Source organism: Acinetobacter sp. YH12095 (assembly GCF_013419245.1).
GTDB classification, from domain to species: domain Bacteria; phylum Pseudomonadota; class Gammaproteobacteria; order Pseudomonadales; family Moraxellaceae; genus Acinetobacter; species Acinetobacter towneri.
This window is the reverse complement of record NZ_VPAL01000006.1, coordinates 118143-135439: the sequence shown is the minus strand read 5'-3', so window position 1 is coordinate 135439 and position 17297 is coordinate 118143. Positions and strand designations below refer to the sequence as shown.

13 protein-coding genes and 1 rRNA gene are annotated in these 17297 nt (G+C 42.6%); 7 read left to right on the top strand and 7 right to left on the bottom strand.

The window, feature by feature from the left end; all coding sequences use genetic code 11:
• Positions 1–77 (bottom strand): 16S ribosomal RNA (locus FTU35_RS13355); the annotation flags it as partial.
• Positions 78–623: 546 nt separating this feature from the next.
• Here FTU35_RS13355 and FTU35_RS06775 point away from each other — a divergent pair.
• The 4 genes from FTU35_RS06775 to FTU35_RS06760 all read left to right on the top strand — a co-directional run bounded on the left by FTU35_RS06775 (position 624) and on the right by FTU35_RS06760 (position 4104).
• Entirely contained in the window at positions 624–1547 is a 924-nt protein-coding gene (locus FTU35_RS06775) for a VacJ family lipoprotein (protein WP_180043986.1), read from the top strand.
• 101 nt (positions 1548–1648) lie between these two features.
• Positions 1649–2617 carry an RsbU family protein phosphatase GigA gene (gigA, locus tag FTU35_RS06770; RefSeq protein WP_180064627.1) on the top strand — a complete coding sequence of 323 codons (969 nt, stop codon included), beginning with the start codon at positions 1649–1651 and terminating at the stop codon, positions 2615–2617.
• Positions 2618–2730: 113 nt separating this feature from the next.
• Positions 2731–3258 (top strand): anti-anti-sigma factor GigB, encoded by a 528-nt coding sequence (gigB, locus tag FTU35_RS06765; protein WP_004975187.1) that lies wholly within the window; start codon positions 2731–2733, stop codon positions 3256–3258.
• Between the two features lie 21 nt (positions 3259–3279).
• Positions 3280–4104, top strand: a complete 825-nt coding sequence (locus tag FTU35_RS06760; RefSeq protein ID WP_004975186.1) for a carbon-nitrogen hydrolase family protein — start codon at positions 3280–3282, stop codon at positions 4102–4104.
• An 80-nt stretch (positions 4105–4184) separates the two neighbouring features.
• Here the strand turns inward: FTU35_RS06760 and gspE are convergent, their stop codons facing one another.
• Positions 4185–5672, bottom strand: coding sequence for a type II secretion system ATPase GspE (gene gspE / locus FTU35_RS06755; RefSeq protein WP_004975184.1), 1488 nt, complete (start codon positions 5670–5672; stop codon positions 4185–4187).
• A gap of 102 nt (positions 5673–5774) precedes the next feature.
• Here gspE and FTU35_RS06750 point away from each other — a divergent pair, with 102 nt between their 5' ends.
• The gene (locus FTU35_RS06750) at positions 5775–6596 is read left to right on the top strand and encodes a hypothetical protein (RefSeq protein WP_180064626.1); all 822 of its coding nucleotides are present in this window, start codon (positions 5775–5777) and stop codon (positions 6594–6596) included.
• 9 nt (positions 6597–6605) lie between these two features.
• Complete coding sequence (locus FTU35_RS06745; RefSeq protein WP_096902425.1) at positions 6606–7529, top strand: mechanosensitive ion channel family protein; 924 nt, start codon at positions 6606–6608, stop codon at positions 7527–7529.
• Positions 7530–7577: 48 nt separating this feature from the next.
• Here the strand turns inward: FTU35_RS06745 and FTU35_RS06740 are convergent, their stop codons facing one another.
• The gene (locus FTU35_RS06740) at positions 7578–10589 is read right to left on the bottom strand and encodes a DUF2339 domain-containing protein (RefSeq protein WP_179988662.1); all 3012 of its coding nucleotides are present in this window, start codon (positions 10587–10589) and stop codon (positions 7578–7580) included.
• Positions 10590–10771: 182 nt separating this feature from the next.
• On the opposite strand from FTU35_RS06740, the gene polA reads away from it, so the two are divergent.
• The gene (gene polA / locus FTU35_RS06735) at positions 10772–13531 is read left to right on the top strand and encodes a DNA polymerase I (protein WP_180064625.1); all 2760 of its coding nucleotides are present in this window, start codon (positions 10772–10774) and stop codon (positions 13529–13531) included.
• Positions 13532–13693: 162 nt separating this feature from the next.
• Here polA and FTU35_RS06730 read toward each other — a convergent pair whose 3' ends face one another.
• The 4 genes from FTU35_RS06730 to FTU35_RS06715 are packed head-to-tail and all read right to left on the bottom strand — an operon-like array spanning position 13694 to position 17268.
• Positions 13694–14263 (bottom strand): YggT family protein, encoded by a 570-nt coding sequence (locus tag FTU35_RS06730; protein ID WP_180064624.1) that lies wholly within the window; start codon positions 14261–14263, stop codon positions 13694–13696.
• A gap of 42 nt (positions 14264–14305) precedes the next feature.
• Positions 14306–15133 carry a pyrroline-5-carboxylate reductase gene (gene proC / locus FTU35_RS06725; RefSeq protein WP_096902428.1) on the bottom strand — a complete coding sequence of 276 codons (828 nt, stop codon included), beginning with the start codon at positions 15131–15133 and terminating at the stop codon, positions 14306–14308.
• A gap of 30 nt (positions 15134–15163) precedes the next feature.
• Positions 15164–16510, bottom strand: coding sequence for a tRNA lysidine(34) synthetase TilS (gene tilS, locus FTU35_RS06720; protein ID WP_179990638.1), 1347 nt, complete (start codon positions 16508–16510; stop codon positions 15164–15166).
• Positions 16447–17268, bottom strand: coding sequence for an acetyl-CoA carboxylase carboxyltransferase subunit alpha (locus FTU35_RS06715; RefSeq protein WP_004975170.1), 822 nt, complete (start codon positions 17266–17268; stop codon positions 16447–16449). The genes tilS and FTU35_RS06715 overlap by 64 nt, the downstream gene beginning before the upstream one ends.
• Between the last annotated feature and the right edge of the window lie 29 nt (positions 17269–17297).

Here is a 17297-nt window from a genome sequence, read left to right as displayed (position 1 = left end):
AACCTCGCCCGCTCGACTTGCATGTGTTAAGCCTGCCGCCAGCGTTCAATCTGAGCCATGATCAAACTCTTCAGTTAAAATCATTTTGAAGTTTTAATCTAAACTTCCAAATCTGGCTCATCAATTTTCTGACTTAAATTTCGCTCAAATAAACTTCGAGTAATTTAAACCAATCAATCAATGAAATATGTTCGATCGATCAATCAGTAAAAATCCACACAAGTTGTTCTTCATAATCTCTTAATGATCTTCTCGATGCTTCGTCAGCATCAAGCTAGGTCGGCTATATTATGCTTTATTTCTAAAGTGTCAACTGGTAATTTAAATTATTTTAAACTTCCTCTCTAAAACCCAACCCAATCGATTTCAATCAAGTCATTGTTTTATCAGAAGTTTTAATCTTCATCACCGCCGATGGATGTGCATTATAGGGCAAATATTTTACCTTGCAAGACTTTTTGCAAAAGAAATATATCAGGTGTTTATTTTTTGTTCATTTTTGCTTTTTCTACACACATTTTGAGCACATTTGCTTTAATACATCGTTTCAATTAACTGTTACTATACACCCATCGGCGATATAACAGCTTTTGCTTACTCAGATTTAAGCGCTAGGATTCTTTATGTATCAACAAAAATATCTTTGGGTGTGCCTTGTTTCTTTAGGATTCATCACCTCAACACATGCGACAACGCCTTCTACTGAAGAAGTTGCTCAAGAAGAAACTACTGAAGTTATTGCGGCAGATTCATCTTCTAAAACTAAAAGTAGTCGTTTGGATGCGCTTAAAGAATTAAAAAGTGTCAAAGCCAAAGATTTAAAAGTGAATGCAAATGCTGCACAACCCGATGAAGTCAAAGATCCACTACAACCTTTGAACCGTCAAATTTATGCATTCAACGACATTCTAGATCGTAATGTCGCCCGTCCACTTGCATTGCAATATACAAAGAAAGTTCCTGGTGAAGTGCGCGGCTCATATCGTCAGTTCCGAAAAAACTTGGGTGAACCTTGGAATGCGGTTAACCAATTGATTCAAGGTCGCCCTTTACGTGCCGCAAAAACTTTAGGTCGTTTTAGCTTAAATACCATTACAACTTTAGGAATGGCTGATCCTGCACGTCGTTTAGGTTTAGACACAGAAGAAGAAAATTTTGGTACAACCTTAGGCTACTTCGGTGTCCCTTCAGGGCCTTATGTTATGTTACCAATTTACGGTCCAAGTACTTTCCGTGATGGTTTTGGCACACTTGTAGATGGTCAGGCGCGTCCGCAAAAATACATTTTAGATGACAATGACCGTTTATATTGGTCGGAGCAAGTTATGCGCGGCGTAGATACTCGCTCGCAACTCTTAGATGTAGAGCAAGTGTTACAGGGTGACAAATATGCCGCGATTCGGGATATTTACTTGCAACGTAAAAACTTTGAAATTGCGGAAAAGAAAGGACTCGATGCCGACAATATTTCGTTTGTAGATGATGAAACCGAAGAACTTTTTGATGATCAAGAAGAAATAAACCTGCCTGAAGAAAGCACAGAATAATTTGTAAAACATTTTACTCAAGGTGAGTTTTTACTTTCCTTGAGTATTCAGGCATTGCTATAGTAACGCTTTGTTTAGGTTCAGGGTCAACACAAAACTCTATGTATTTCATTCAACCCACACGTGATATTCCATATCTAGAACAGGTGCTCGACACACTTCCTAGTGTGCAAATGATTCACATAGATGACATCAGCTTGTATGACCCAACCATTATTGCAATTGCTGATGTGCAAGATTTTTTAACTCATCAATGGAATTTACCCACGATTGTATTGGCCTTTGAAGATGAAGGCACGGCATTGGTTCAAGCATGGGAACAAGGCGCTTTAGCAGGTTGGTTGTGGAGTCGTTTACCAGAAAATCCACCGCAAGCTTTACGCAAAATTGACGCACAGTATAAACGTAATCAAGACAGCCGCGACTTACCTTCTGCGGCGGAACTACAAAAAAAATTACTACCGAATCCTATCGAACTGTGCAACTACCGTGTAGATACGTTATTTAAGCCTTCGGCTTATTTGTCAGGCGATTGGTTTGATTACTGGAAAATCAGTGATAAAGAAATCATGTTCTATTTAGCCGATGTCTCTGGGCATGGTGTAACTAGTAGTTTACTAACGTCTTGGATGGCTGCATTTCATGGTCGCTCCAAAACACCACGCGAACTGATTAAGAAGCTGAATGGCATGTTGGTTCAAGAAAATATTGAAAAGCATATCACCATGATTAGTGGGATTTTAAATATTGAAACCCACGAACTGCGTTGGTCGAGTGCGGGGCATTATCCACCTGCCATTATTATCGAACCCAATCAAGCACCTAAAATTTTAAATACCAGTAGTTTTCCTTTGGGACTGACTGAAGATTTAGAAGTTGAGGAATTTGAGTGCGTATTAAATAAACAGGCGCGGTTTATTATCTGCTCCGATGGTGCGTTAGAACCTTATAGTGGTGGTTTGAATGAACAGTTTGAACAATTGGTCTTTCACTTGCAACATCAATCATTCCAAGCCCCCGATCATGTAGCAGATGATATTGCGATCTTGAGTTTGTGTCGAACAAAATAACTAATAAATCAGCCAGTTAACTTATCAACCCAAGATATACGACTGTAAGCCACTTGAGTCTATATAGTCGCTATGGGATAATTATCTAATCCTTCTCTGCAAATGGCATTTATATGTCAACAGGTCATGTTGAATATGCAAGTTTGAATGGAACGCATATCTTTAAGCTTTTTGGCGAAGTGCGTGCCCAATCTTGTATTAGTCTAGACAAACTACTCAGTAAAATTGAACAGCAATCTAATGTGGTGGGTGCAATTGTAGATTTAACCCAAACTACATTTATTGACAGTACAGTTTTAGGTGTATTGGCTAAGCTAGGCTTAAAACTGAAACAAATCCATAACATTCAAGCAGTTATGCTATCTACCAATCCAGACATTACTACGCTCGCCAATAGCATGGGCTTAGGACAGGTGTTTGTGATTTTAAATTACTGTGGTGACCCAACTGTCTGCACGCGTGAGCTGGTAGAAGAACACGTCACGCATAGCAATATGCTCACTACGGTATTAGATGCCCATAAAACCCTCATGAAGCTGAATGAAAACAACCAAAATATGTTCGAACCTTTGGTGAAACAGCTACAAAAAGAACAAGATAATCTCGATCAATGTGCTGAGCAAAATCAGCAGAACGCTTGATCTTCACTCAGGAATGCTTTGATGACTTTACTTTCTGTTGCTCAAATGAACTCACAAAATGATATTGAGGAAAACTTCAAAATCATTGAAACATTGATTCAACAAAGTAAAGCCGATGGTGCAGAACTGATCGTTTTTCCAGAAAACTTTGTTTGCTTTGCAGCAGGCAAACAATGCGAAACCGCGGCACAGTTTGAAAGTATTCAACAGCGTTTGGAACAGCTTGCACATCAATATCAAATCTGGATTGTGGCGGGTACATTGCCCTGCCCATATCGCCCTGATGGTTCAACAATTGCAGATGGTCGTGTGCGTACGGTCAGTTTATGTATTAGCCCAGAAAAAACTGAAGCACGTTATGACAAAATTCATTTGTTTGATGTGCAAGTTGGTGACTCTGTTGGTGGTTATCAGGAATCTAAGTTTTTTGAACCCGGCTCTGAAGTCGTTGTGGCGAAAACACCGTTTGGCAACATTGGCTTAATGGTGTGTTATGACTTGCGCTTTCCTGAATTGGCCTTAACTTTACGTGCGCAAGGCGCCAATATTTTAACTGCGCCATCGGCTTTTACTTACACCACAGGTCAAATGCATTGGCAATTGCTCTTGCAGGCGCGTGGCATGGACAGTCAATGTCAGGTTTTAGGTGCAGCCCAACAAGGTTGGCATGGTGAAAAACGTCAGACTTGGGGACATTCAGGCGCTGCCAATTCACGCGGACAGTTATTGTCAATGGTGCAAGACGAAGGTACGCAACTGATTACAGTGCCCTTTGATTTAGATGAACAAAGCAAAATTCGAGAGTCGATGCCGTTAATGCAGCATCGTCGTTTATTGCAATTTTAAAATTGAATTTCAATAAAAAGGGTTGATCAACAATATAGTGATCAACTCTTTGTATTTCTTATCTTAACCTTACTTTTTAGCTATTCAGCCGCTTCATTGGTCACGCGCAGCACTTCTTCCAAAGTGGTTTTACCTGCCAATACCTTACGCAATCCATCTTCACGAATCGAACCTGATTGCTGTCGTGCATAATCTTCCAGTTCATATTCCGCGGCATTGCCATGAATCAAACGGCGCATTGCTTCATCCACAGGGACAATTTCATAAATTGCAGTCCGCCCAGTAAAACCTGTATGTGAGCAATGTTCACAGCCTTTCGGTTGCGGAAGTTTTAAATCGCTTGCATCGGTCACACTTTTAAAGAGTTCTTGTTCAAAGTCATCTGCAGCATGCCATGTGGCGCAGTGCGAACATAAGGTGCGCACTAAACGCTGTGCGATCACCCCAATTAATGAACTTGACAGCAAGAACGGCTCGATGCCCATATCTTTTAAACGGGTGACTGCACCAATGGCCGTATTGGTATGTAGGGTAGACAGTACCAAGTGACCAGTTAAGGAAGCCTGCACTGCAATTTCGGCGGTTTCTAAGTCACGAATCTCCCCCACCATCACCACATCTGGGTCTTGGCGCAGCATGGCTTTTAAAGCACGAGCGAAGGTCATATCCACTTTGGTATTGACCTGTGTTTGCCCAATCCCTTCAAGTTGATATTCAATCGGGTCTTCTGCAGTCAAAATATTTTTAGAACCGTCATTCAGGTCTGACAAAGCTGCATATAAGGTCGTAGTTTTACCCGAACCTGTCGGCCCTGTAACCAAAATAATCCCGTGTGGTCGATGTACCAGTTGCTTTAAGCGCTCATAATCATTTTGCATCAGCCCCAAGTGCGTCATGTTTAAACGACCTGCTTGCTTATCCAGCAAACGCATTACCACCCGCTCACCATGCGAAGATGGCAGCGTTGACACACGTACATCGACCTCACGACCTGCTAGTCTGAGCGAAATACGACCATCTTGAGGGATACGTTTTTCGGCAATATCCAGTTTTGCCATGACTTTAATACGTGACACCAATAAAGGCGCAAGTTCACGGCGCGGTTGCACGATTTCACGCAACTGACCATCGACCCGCAAACGGACTGACAGTTTTTTCTCAAAAGATTCGATATGAATATCCGATGCGCCAACCCGAATCGCTTCAGACAGTAAAGCATTGATTAAACGTACAATCGGTGCATCATCTTCCTGATCCATCAGGTCTTCTGCTTCAGGAACTGAATCTGCCAAACTAAGCAAGTCAGGGTGATCTTCCAATCCCGCAGCGACTTGCTGCGACTCGCCTGTATCACCTGCAAAACTGCTGCTTAATAATTGGTGAAATTCCTGATCGCTACAAAGTTGATGCTGTGCAGGATGCCCCAAAAAACGACGCGCCTCCTGAATGGCAAGCATCGGCGTATTTTCACGACGTACAATAAAGGCATGATCGCCCTCATAACGAATTAACACCCCATGGCGTTTGGCAAAGCTATACGGTATTTGTAATTGTTTCAGTACTTGCATCAGCGATTATAATAATGATGAAAAAATTTAATTTGAGTGTACTCTAAGCGTATGACAGCGTGAAGTCTGTTTTCGCTGATTTATCAAGAAAGGGATAGGCCATTGTCACAAAATCATGAGATTTCAGAAACTGATTCGGCTAAATTAAAATGGTGGGGTGACTATGAGTTTGAGCTCAATCGTCCTAAAACGTGGCAATTTGGCTCACTCTTAGTACGTTTGACCCGTGGTATGCAAGAATGGCGTTTGGAATATTATCGCCCGCAGGTTCAATACGATTATGAACAGCAATCGCATAACATTGATGATCCTGAATTTGCCTTTCCACAACCTGTGAAAATTGAACGCTATATGTTCAAATCTACACAAAGTAAATTACAGCTCATGCCTCGTTTGGCAGACCGTTCAGTGGTGATTAAACCTGTCGATCCAATTTATATTCCTGCGGGGCAACGCGGCACCTTGTATATCAGCACACCGTTGTGGATGTCTGCCTTTGTCGATGGTCAACGTGAACCCATTTTTGATTTGCCGATTATTCGCCCGAAAGATACTTGGTTTGGCCCCAATCATCGTACAGGTGAAATTTGCTATGCCACAGCAGTCGATGGCCGTACCGAATTACATCAATTAAAACCACGTGCATTTCGTGCCGTCACGCCGATTGAATTTCACAACACCAGCAATCAACAATTGCGTTTTGACCGAATGAATGTGCCTGTGCCTGCGCTGCCTTTATTTTTCAGCGAAAGTACAGGTCGTTTATGGACTTCACAAATTAAAGTGATGCATGAAGGTTTAGACCGCCCGCCACGAATTCGGATTGAAAATCGCACCCCGCCACATGCAGGTGAAGTGACCTATTTGCAACCACCGCGTGAAACGGCAGGTGCTTTATTTAATATGTTTGATTCATTTTTCTAAGAGGATGTTATGGCAGATTCCAATATTTCCAAAGAAATCACCAACAGCCTCAAAGGAATTTTTACCAGTATCAATACAGATCGTCTGACCGAAATTTTGGTCGCAATTGTATTGTCTTTGATTGGTTTCTTAATTGCACGTTTTGTTTCCAATACTTTTGTACGCACTATTGGCGCACGTTTTAATGCGCATCAACGCTTAGTTTGGCGACGCGGGATTTTTTACTTTATTTTCCTGCTGTTTGTGATGGCGAGCCTGAAAGAAGCAGGCTTTAAACTCAGCGTGTTTTTAGGTGCAGCGGGTATTTTAACCGTGGCTTTGGGTTTTGCCTCACAAACCTCGGCATCCAATTTAATTAGTGGTATGTTCCTGATTGGCGAAGGTTCTTTTGAAGTGGGCGATACCATTCAAATCACCCTGATTCGCGGACACACCATTGAAGGTGAAGTGATCTCAATTGACTTACTTTCAGTTAAATTGCTGACCCAAGACAATATTTATGTGCGTTTACCCAATGAACAATTGATTCGTGCACCCGTGCATAACTTGTCCAAGTTTCCAATCCGACGTGTGCCCATTACCCTCGCGATTAATTTTCACGAAGATATTATTAAAGTGCGTGAAGTGTTGCTCAGTGTCGCCAATCAATATCCGCTCGTGCTGTCTGACCCTAAACCCGCGGTGACAGTTACAGCTTTCCGTGAATCTTCAATTGAATTGTTGTTTGCGGTGTGGTGTCAGCAAGAAAACTTTTTAAAGGTACGTGATGAAATGCAGGAACGTATCCGTAATGGTTTCCTAGACAACCAAATCGAAATTCCTGTACCCAAAATGGGTTTTGTTGATCATCCTTTATCGCGCCCTTTAAATAATGAAGAACTTGATCAATATGCCAATGCCCAAGCACTGAAACGAGAACCTGACTTAAAGTAATCGTTTCAGTCTTCGACACTTTGCCTCTAACTAAACTTGAGGATCTGCTCAAGCTTTGGAAGACGGCGAAGTGTTGTTTTTTGCGAGATCTGGCTCAGGAATTGGGGCGATATATGCAATCAGTAGCATACCTAAACCTGCAGCAAAGAATGACAGCACGCGCATTAAAGTTCCAATATTAGATAAATCTAAAAGCACCAATTTTAAGATCACAATCACCAAAATACTGCTGCCTAAAATCCACAAGGCACGTAATTGTTTCAGACTGGCAATCCACATGGCGATACAAGCCAAACTCACCCAAAGCAAGGTCAAACTGAGCTGCACAGTGGCATCTTGCCAAACAGCAATTTGGTTGATTGGCGTTCCCAAATACAGATGTAAGGCACGTAATAGCACATAACTACTTAGCCACAGTAAACTCAAGACCATAATTACCGCTGCCAAGCCTTGGTCTAAATGGGTTTTGCGTTGCAGATTCAACATCCACAAAATAGCCACCAACATGGCTATACTGACCAAATCAAATGGATTCAAAATAGGCAGTACATAGCCGTAAAATGCGTGTTCAGTCAACAGTTGTGAACATAGCATCCACATCAACATGAAGATTAAATTGCTACGCGCATACCAAAATTTGCGCCAATCTGAATCCGGTTGTTGCCACCAACACCACGCCGCAAAGAGCAATGGTAAAATCACCACGCTGCTATACGGATGCTGTGGTAACAGCGTTAAACTCGCCATCGCCAAAATGGGTAACAGTCCTAAACTCAGCCATTCTTTGTCGCTGCGGACAGTCCATAAAGGACGCAACCACAACACACTGAGCACGCCTGCAAACAAGGCAAATAGCAGACGTTCAGTACCCGAAACCCAATGCACCGCTCCATCATAGCTACGGCTGAATAATAAACCTGCTGCAGTGAGCGAAACTGGCGTTAGACCTAACCATTTGGGCAATAGCCATGACCATGTCGCTTGACGAGAAAGTAGTACTTCGTTGATAAGTAAATAAATGACCACCACCGCCAAAAGCGTCTGTACGGTTGCAAGTTCTCCATCAAAGTAATCTAAACCTAACCATAGCCATAAACTGGTTGCAGACAACATCATTAAACACAGTACGCTCGTGGTTGCTGTGCTCAGTTGTTGTCTGAAAGCTGCACGGCTGTTGGAAAACACCACAACCGTGGCATAACTTAGGCTCAGTACCCAATAAATACTGCGCTCGAAATAAGGCAACTCTACTAAATAATACAGCCCAGATAAGCCCGCTACGGCAAACAAACCTAGTGCCAAATAACGGCTAATTTTAGAATATTGAATAAAGGCAAAAATAAACACAGCCACGCCTTGTAATGCCCAACCAATGACACTCCATTGTTCAGGCAGTAAAATAGGTGGAATCAACACACTAAAAATCAGCATCAAACTGAAATAACTTTGTGCAATAAATTGTGTCTGCCGATGCTGTTTGGTCAGCCAATACAAACCTGCAAAAACCACCGCAAATAACAAACTAAAGGCTGCCTGCTCTGCTGTTTCTTCAAAATACATCAGATATAAACAGGCATAACCGACAATGGGTGCGCCAAAAATCAAGGCAAGGTCTAAAATAGGTTTCAGCTGAAACGTGGCGACATCTTCCTGTGCCAAAAGCTGACTAAAGCGAAAACCCAACCAAATAAAAATAGCCGCATGCGCCAAAACTAAAAGCGTTAGCACCTGCCTTTCAAAGATATAACCATGATAAAAGGCATAGCTGCCACCCACCACAACCGTCATTAAAAACGCAATTTGATTTAAATATTTCCACGGACGTAAACTACTTAAAATGGCAACCGAAATATTAATCAGCAAATAATAGGCAATAAATTCAATGGCTGTTGCATTACGAACAGGTAAAGTAAACGGTGCGAAATACGCAATCAGCATTGCCATGAGGGCAAGTTCGACTGATTGTTGTTTTAAACTCAGCCAGAGCGTGAGCAACATCACCACAATAAAACACAGACTGGCGATAGCTAAATTTGGAATGACCAAATTGTAATAGGCAAAAAATAAGGTCAGACACAGCCCAGCCAACCCCAAACCTTGCACACCCAAAGCAAAGCTGCGATTTTTGTTGCGTAACAGATAACCGAATACTGTCACTGCTGCACTCACGCCAGCAACGAACAAAAGTTTCACTGCCAAACTAAATTGCCAATGTTCAGTAGCAAAACGTAGCAGTAACACCACGCCTATGAGTAACACTACAATTGCTGCTTTTAATACAGGATTACCATGTATCAGCCATGATTGAGCTTGTTGCAATAAACTGTTACTTGATGAGCGCGACTGAGTTGCAAAAGGTGCAACAGACCTTGAGGATTTGGCTAAATCTGGAGCTGAATATTCTTGATGTAGATACTCTTGGTCTTGATATGGATAAGAAACTTGAGCTGCTTGTTCCCGAACAGAATTCGGCTCGCTCGATAATGTGGAATCAGATTGAATAGCGATGGTTTCAGGTTGAGAAGCGGTTGATATAACACCATCATCCACATTTGCCTTAACTGATGAAAGACTTGCATCAACTTCAGATGTATTGGCTAAAATATGCTCTGCGAATTGCGTTTGAACCTTTTTCTCTTGAGCATTGGTCTTTTGAGGATAGCTCTTTTGAGCATGCGCCTGAAGCTTAGCGGCACTTTGTAATTGCTGTAATTGATACAGTCCTTGCTCCAAACGCTGCAACCATCGCAACAACATAAAAATCCATGCACTTAAAGCAATAGATGTCAGTAAATACCAATCCAGCAATATTCCTAAAAAAGCAATAAAAGCGGCGATATATAAAGGAGTTTTAGAGCTTTGGCGTTGTACTTGTGACTGTGCATCCACAACCTGTTCCAGTGAGTTCTGCACTCGTCCCACAAAAAACATCACGCTGACCACCGCAGCAACTGCACAGATATAACTCAGCATCGGCACACCGAGCCACCATGCGCCAATTGAAATTATGATTAATAGCATGAACCAAATGATTCGAATTTCATTCTGCCCTGTCTGCATTGCTCTTCATTTTATTGATATTGTCATGGCTCCGATCATACAACAGACAGCACGATTCTGAATCAGGATTCATCAGCAATTCGGTAACTGTGCGTCTGCAACACTTGCCTTAAAAATCAGTTTCTGCGACAACTGCAAAAATCACGTACAATAAACTGCTTATTTGCAGAAGGAATCAATCCATGCCACCATTTGTCTTGGTCGATGGCTCATATTTTCTATTTCGTGCCTTTCACGCACTACCACCATTAACCACGTCAACTGGTTTACATACCAATGCTATTCGTGGCGCGATCTCTGCGATTCAAAAGTTGATGCGTCGTACTCAGCCTACTCACATGGCGGTAATTTTTGATACGCCTGAGCCGACTTTCCGTCACGAACTATCGCCAATTTATAAAGGTGACCGCCCAAGTATGCCTGAGGAACTTTCTCAGCAAATTCCATACTTACATGCTTTAATTCGTGCTTTGGGTATTCCACTTTACATGCTACCAGGCGCAGAAGCCGATGATATTATTGGAACTTTAGCCAAACGTGCCGAAGCCGAAGGACAGCAAGTACTGATTTCTACGGGCGATAAAGACATGGCGCAGTTGGTGACTGAAAAAGTTACCCTTGAAGACAGCTTCAAAGAAAAGCCAATGGATATTCAGGCTGTATTTGACAAGTTTGGCGTATGGCCGCATCAAATTATTGATTATCTGACCCTCATGGGTGATGCTTCCGATGGTATTATGGGCGTGCCCGGCATTGGCGCCAAAACTGCTGCAAAACTACTGACCGAATATGGCTCGATTGGTGCGATTTTAGAAAATGTCGATCATATTAAAGGCAAAGTCGGACAAAATATTAAAGACAATGCCGATGGCATCGCGCTAGATCATCAACTCGCCAGCATTGTTTGTGACCTTGATCTGAACTTTGGTTATGCCGATCTAAAACTACAAGACCCTAATGTTGAAGCCTTACGCAATTTATATACCGAGCTAGAATTCCGTAATCAATTACAATCGCTCGATCATCCAAATAATCCAAATAACAGCAATTATCAACAAGCTGCAAAAACAGTCGCCGCACCGACAGCCAATGAAATTGAAACTGAAGATCAAGCCACGCAAAGCAGTGTTGATGATCAACTCGGTGCAGCAACATACCACACCATTTTAGATCAGGCGCATTGGGATGCTTTGCTGCAACGCTTGCAAACTGCACAGCGTTTTGCCTTTGATACAGAAACCACCAGTCTGGATTATCGCGTTGCAGAAATTGTTGGTTTTTCTATCGCGTTCGATGCCAAAGATGCCTATTACGTACCTTTGGCGCATGATTATGAGGGCGCACCACAGCAGCTCAACCGTGATCAGGTTTTGGCACAAATCAAACCTATTTTAGAAAATAATGCGGTGGATAAAATTGGGCATCATTTAAAATATGATGCGCATGTGCTTGAAAATCACGGTATTCATTTACAAGGTTGGTATTTCGATACCATGTTGGCATCTTATGTGCTTAACTCTGTCGCAACCCGTCACGGCATGGATGATGTGGCACGCTTATATTTAAGCCACCTGACCACATCTTATGAGCAAATTGCAGGCAAAGGCGTCAAGCAAAAAACTTTCAATCAAATTGAAATTGAAACGGCTGCGCACTACGCTGCAGAAGATGCGCATGTTACGTATCGTTTATATGAAGTGCTGTCTGCGAAGCTACAAAAGCATCCTGAATTGGTCAATATTTTGCACAACATCGAAATGCCTGTGGCGCGTGTGCTGACCAGTATGGAAGAAAATGGCATTCAGCTTGATCTGAAATTTTTAGATCAATTGGGTGTCGATTTTTCCCAAACCATGCAAGATTTGGAAAACCAAATTGTAGAATTGGCAGGTGAAAACTTTAATGTCAGCTCACCGAAACAAGTGGGCGAAATCCTGTTTGATAAACTCGGACTCAAAGGCGGCAAGAAAACCGCAACAGGTCAATACAGTACCAGTGAAAGTGTTTTGGAAAAAATTGAGCATCCGATCAGTAGTTTAATTTTAGACTACCGTGGTTTATCTAAACTCAAAAGCACCTATACCGATGGCTTACTGAAACAAGCCAACAACGATACGCATCGAGTGCATACCAGTTATCACCAAGCTTTGACTGCAACAGGGCGTTTATCTTCTACTGATCCAAACTTACAAAACATTCCAATTCGTACCGAAATTGGTCGTCAAATTCGTAAAGCCTTTGTCGCACCTGAAGGTCGCGTGTTGTTGGCAGCCGACTACTCGCAAATCGAATTGCGTTTAATGGCACATTTTTCACAAGATGATGCCCTACTCGATGCCTTTAACCATGGACAAGACGTGCACCGCCGTACTGCGGCAGAAGTCTTGGGTATTGCCTTAGAAGACGTAACCTCAGATCAGCGTCGTCAGGCCAAAGCTGTAAACTTCGGTCTGCTCTACGGCATGTCGGAATTTGGCTTAATTCGTCAGCTTGGGTTTACCCGTGAAGAATCACAAAACTACATCAAGCAATACTTCCAGCGTTATCCGGGCATTTATGAATATATGCAACGTACCCGCCAAGTCGCGCTAGAACAAGGTTTTGTAGAAACTATTTTAGGTCGTCGCCTCTATACGCCAGATATTGCTGCACGTAATATGATGGTACGTAAAGCGGCAGAACGTGCGGCAATTAACGCGCCATTACAAGGCTCTGCAGCTGATATTATTAAAATGGCGATGATTGAAGTCGACAAAATGTTACCGCAAGCGCAAGCCAAAATGTTGCTGCAAGTACACGATGAATTGGTATTTGAAGTCGATGCAGATGCGGCAGATGAACTCGCGCCGAAGTTGGCAGAAGTCATGCAATCTGTGGTGGAAATTTCTGTACCATTGGTGGTGGAAGTCGGAAAAGGCAATAACTGGGATGAAGCGCACTAAAGTCGTTGCGCTCTCTTTTTTCAGCACCTTCCTTCGCCTAGAAGGAGGTCAGGATGCAGGTTATTTGTATTTCTGAAGACTCATTAAGGTCGTCAGCCCAAACTTAAACTACAAAAAAAGGACTCGATTTGAGTCCTTTTTAATGTTTTAGGATAATGCGACTTATAAGCCAGTCAGCAATACAATCGCTACCTGATTCATAATAATTTCAGCGATATATAAAGCCAAAAATGCAATAATTGGCGACAAATCAATCATGCCCATGTTCGGCAATAAACGACGAAATGGTGCTAATAACGGCTCTGCCAACTCTTGAATCACCTCAATATACGGGCCACGAGATTGAGTAAACATCACCACCCAACTCAAAATAATGGTGGCAAAAATCAAATAACGACAGAAACGGATTAAATCCTGAATCATGGTCACAAAAGTCAGAATCAGTAAGTGAATTGGACTATTCGGCATCGCACCATTGAGATACATAACACCAAAAATTTTGACTAGATACAACACCACCAACAAAGCCAAGGCTGCAGAGTTAACTCGACCTTTGCCAACCGTTGGAAAAATACGTCCAAATACATCTACAATTTTGGTGGCTTTAATGGTTGAAAGCACCACAGGGTTATAAGGACTCACCGCTGCCAATTGCATTAAGAAACGGAAGAATACGAGCAAAATCGCTACGTTAATGATAATGCCAAAAATTAGCGCAGAATTTGCACCCATACTTAAACTTTCCTAAAATTTCAATTCATTGTTTTTCAATAATTAAATACTATCACTCAACTCTTGCGCTAATTCTTGACTACGCGTTTTAGCAGCAGCCAATGCCGCCTGAATATTTTGTGAAATTTGCGCATGATCAAACACTTCAATTGCCGCTTGGGTCGTGCCATTTGGTGAAGTTACATTTTTGCGTAATTCTGCAGGTGTATTCGAGCTGGTAATTGCCATTTGTGCTGCACCCAAAGCAGTTTGTAACGTCAGTGCTGTCGCCACTTTTTCATCTAAACCTAAGTTCTTGCCTGCACGAATCATACTTTCCATCAAATAGAAGAAATATGCTGGCCCTGAACCAGATACTGCAGTCACAGCATCAATTTGCGCCTCAGAGTTTACCCAAATAGTTAAACCTGTCGCTGCCAAAACCTGACTTGCCAATTCACGGTCAGTGCTATTGACCTGTTCGGTTGCATACAAACCATGTGCACCTGTTTGCACCAAAGCAGGCGTATTTGGCATTACCCGCACTACACGTTCTGTACGTAATAACTCAGAAATCGTGGCAATTTCTGCGCCCGCAACAATCGAAATCACCAGTTTATCTTCAAACTGACCGTGCAATGGACGCAATACTTGTGCCAAAACCTGTGGTTTGACTGCAAATACCACAATATCTGCATCTGCAATCGCGGCCAAATTATCCTCAGTGACATGCACATCTTTTTCTTTTAATAATTCACGCACTTGTTCTACAGGGTCTGAAACTGTAATACGGGTTGGCGGCAAACCTCTGGCAATCAAACCACCAATCAAGGCTTGCGCCATGTTGCCACCGCCAATGAAACTAATATTACAATTCAATACTGCACTCATGATTCACGCTCTTCGTTGAGTTCTTTGTCGTTAAGAGACTAAATTCGGTTGCCATCCATCTGCGACACAATAGTCCGACTGTGCAAGCCAAAAGCCTTTGGGGCTAAAAACGCCTAGCATAACATTATCTAGGCTTAATATTTGAATTGTATGACGCGTCCACGGAAAAATTTGTGCTTCCTGAATGGCTTTTTTCAGTGGCCATGTGCCCACCCGACCATACAAATGAATTTTTTCACCACCCAAACGTGGCCGTAAAGTTAACGGACGATTCAGCAAAGTTGCAGATAAACCGACTTTGGCTTGTTGCAGTTGATAACAGCCAGACCACACTTGAAAAGTCTGATCTGCCTGCAAACATAACACTTGTTCTTCTGCCTCAAAATGTTCTGCAGCTAAATACTCCGCTTTCGGCAAACGAAATAATTGTTGCTGATAACGCAGATAATAATAATCCTGACAATGTAATGCCGCTTGTGCATCGGCTTTGGCTTGAATCACCTCACGTTGCAAGCGTTCGACCATATCAAAACTTGGGCGATATTGTGCCTGTCCTTTCATCCATGCCGATAATAGCTGACGTTGCCGTGACAAAGACAATTGTTGTAACTGAATTAAATTCAACTGCGAGTCTGTGCCACATGCAGCTAAATCCTGCGCCAAAACTTCTGCCAAAATGTTTTCAGTATCTTGCATCAAGTTTGCAGTACGCGTCACAGCTTGCTGCATTTTAGGAAAACGCTGTTGCACGACAGGCCACAATATTTCTCTTGCCCAAGCTCGGTCATAATGCACATCCTGATTGCTTGGGTCTTGCACATAATCGAGCTTTAATTCAGCACTCCATTGGCAAATCTGCTCACGCGAAATATCCAATAACGGACGCCAAATACTGATGTCATCACGCACATCGACAGCTTGCATGGCAGCAAGTCCTTGCACACCTGCGCCTGAAAACAAACGCAGCAATACGGTTTCTGCCTGATCTTGCTGATGATGCGCCAACACTAGAACTTCGTTGCTATCTAAGTGCTGCATATAGGCCTGATAACGCGCCTGACGTGCCTGGTTTTCTAAATTACCCTCAGACACATTAACTTTTTGCAACACACACGGTACATTTAAATTCTGGCAGGTGGCTTGCACCAATGCACCCCACTCAGCACTTGAGCTTTGCAATTGATGATCAATGTAAATCGCGCGCACTTTTTCAGGACACAAAAATGACAAAAGATGCAGTAGCAGCATGGAATCCATACCGCCACTACATCCGATTAAAAATTTTGTCTGTGCAGGAAAAGCCTGTAATTGACTTAAGACGCTAGACCTAAATTGTCGCTGCCAAACTTCATTAAACGCTGGTAACGTTCTTCGCATCGTTGTGTTGCATCCATCGCTTGCAATTCATCCAAAGCTTCTTTTAACACATTTTTCAGACTGTGCATGACTTGTTCAGGGTTTAAATGCGCACCCTCACCTTCATCAACCACATATTCTACAATACCAATCTTTTGCAGTTTTTCTGCAGTCAATGCCAATGCTTCACTGGCTTGTTCGGCTTTTTCTGCAGTTTTCCACAGAATAGACGCACAGCCTTCTGGCGAAATAACAGAGTAAATACTGTGTGACAACATCACCACACGGTCAGCCACACCAATACCCAACGCACCGCCTGAACCACCTTCGCCCAATACTGTAGCAATTACAGGTACTTTTAAGTTCGACAGTTGTGCCAAGCTGGTCGCAATCGCTTCTGCCTGACCACGTTCCTCTGCACCTACACCTGGGTATGCACCCATCGTATCAACAAAAGTGAAAACTGGCAGATTAAAACGCTCTGCCATATCCATAAGACGCTGTGCCTTACGGTAGCCTTCTGGATTACACATCCCGAAGTTGTGTTGTAATTTTTCGCGGGTACTGCGACCACGATGTTGACCTATCACCATGACAGGCTGACCATCAAAGCGTGCCAATCCACCGATCATTGCACCATCATCACCAAATAAACGATCGCCATGTAAGGCATCAAATTCAGTGAAAATTTCACCCACATAGTCTAGAAATTGCGGACGTTCAGGATGACGTGCAATTTGCACGGTTTTCCATGCTTTAGATTGAGCAGCTTTTTTCATAAGTCGACTGTTATCCCTAAATTAACCAA

What these genes read in the sequence shown, in the direction of transcription:
- FTU35_RS06760 (WP_004975186.1), top strand. Translation starts at nt 3,280, where the DNA reads ATGACTTTACTTTCTGTTGCTCAAATGAACTCACAAAATGATATTGAG.
- FTU35_RS06740 (WP_179988662.1), bottom strand. Translation starts at nt 10,589, where the DNA reads ATGCAGACAGGGCAGAATGAAATTCGAATCATTTGGTTCATGCTATTA.
- polA (WP_180064625.1), top strand. Translation starts at nt 10,772, where the DNA reads ATGCCACCATTTGTCTTGGTCGATGGCTCATATTTTCTATTTCGTGCC.
- proC (WP_096902428.1), bottom strand. Translation starts at nt 15,133, where the DNA reads ATGAGTGCAGTATTGAATTGTAATATTAGTTTCATTGGCGGTGGCAAC.
- tilS (WP_179990638.1), bottom strand. Translation starts at nt 16,510, where the DNA reads ATGCGAAGAACGTTACCAGCGTTTAATGAAGTTTGGCAGCGACAATTT.
- gspE (WP_004975184.1), bottom strand. Translation starts at nt 5,672, where the DNA reads ATGCAAGTACTGAAACAATTACAAATACCGTATAGCTTTGCCAAACGC.
- FTU35_RS06775 (WP_180043986.1), top strand. Translation starts at nt 624, where the DNA reads ATGTATCAACAAAAATATCTTTGGGTGTGCCTTGTTTCTTTAGGATTC.
- FTU35_RS06715 (WP_004975170.1), bottom strand. Translation starts at nt 17,268, where the DNA reads ATGAAAAAAGCTGCTCAATCTAAAGCATGGAAAACCGTGCAAATTGCA.
- FTU35_RS06730 (WP_180064624.1), bottom strand. Translation starts at nt 14,263, where the DNA reads ATGGGTGCAAATTCTGCGCTAATTTTTGGCATTATCATTAACGTAGCG.
- FTU35_RS06745 (WP_096902425.1), top strand. Translation starts at nt 6,606, where the DNA reads ATGGCAGATTCCAATATTTCCAAAGAAATCACCAACAGCCTCAAAGGA.
- gigB (WP_004975187.1), top strand. Translation starts at nt 2,731, where the DNA reads ATGTCAACAGGTCATGTTGAATATGCAAGTTTGAATGGAACGCATATC.
- gigA (WP_180064627.1), top strand. Translation starts at nt 1,649, where the DNA reads ATGTATTTCATTCAACCCACACGTGATATTCCATATCTAGAACAGGTG.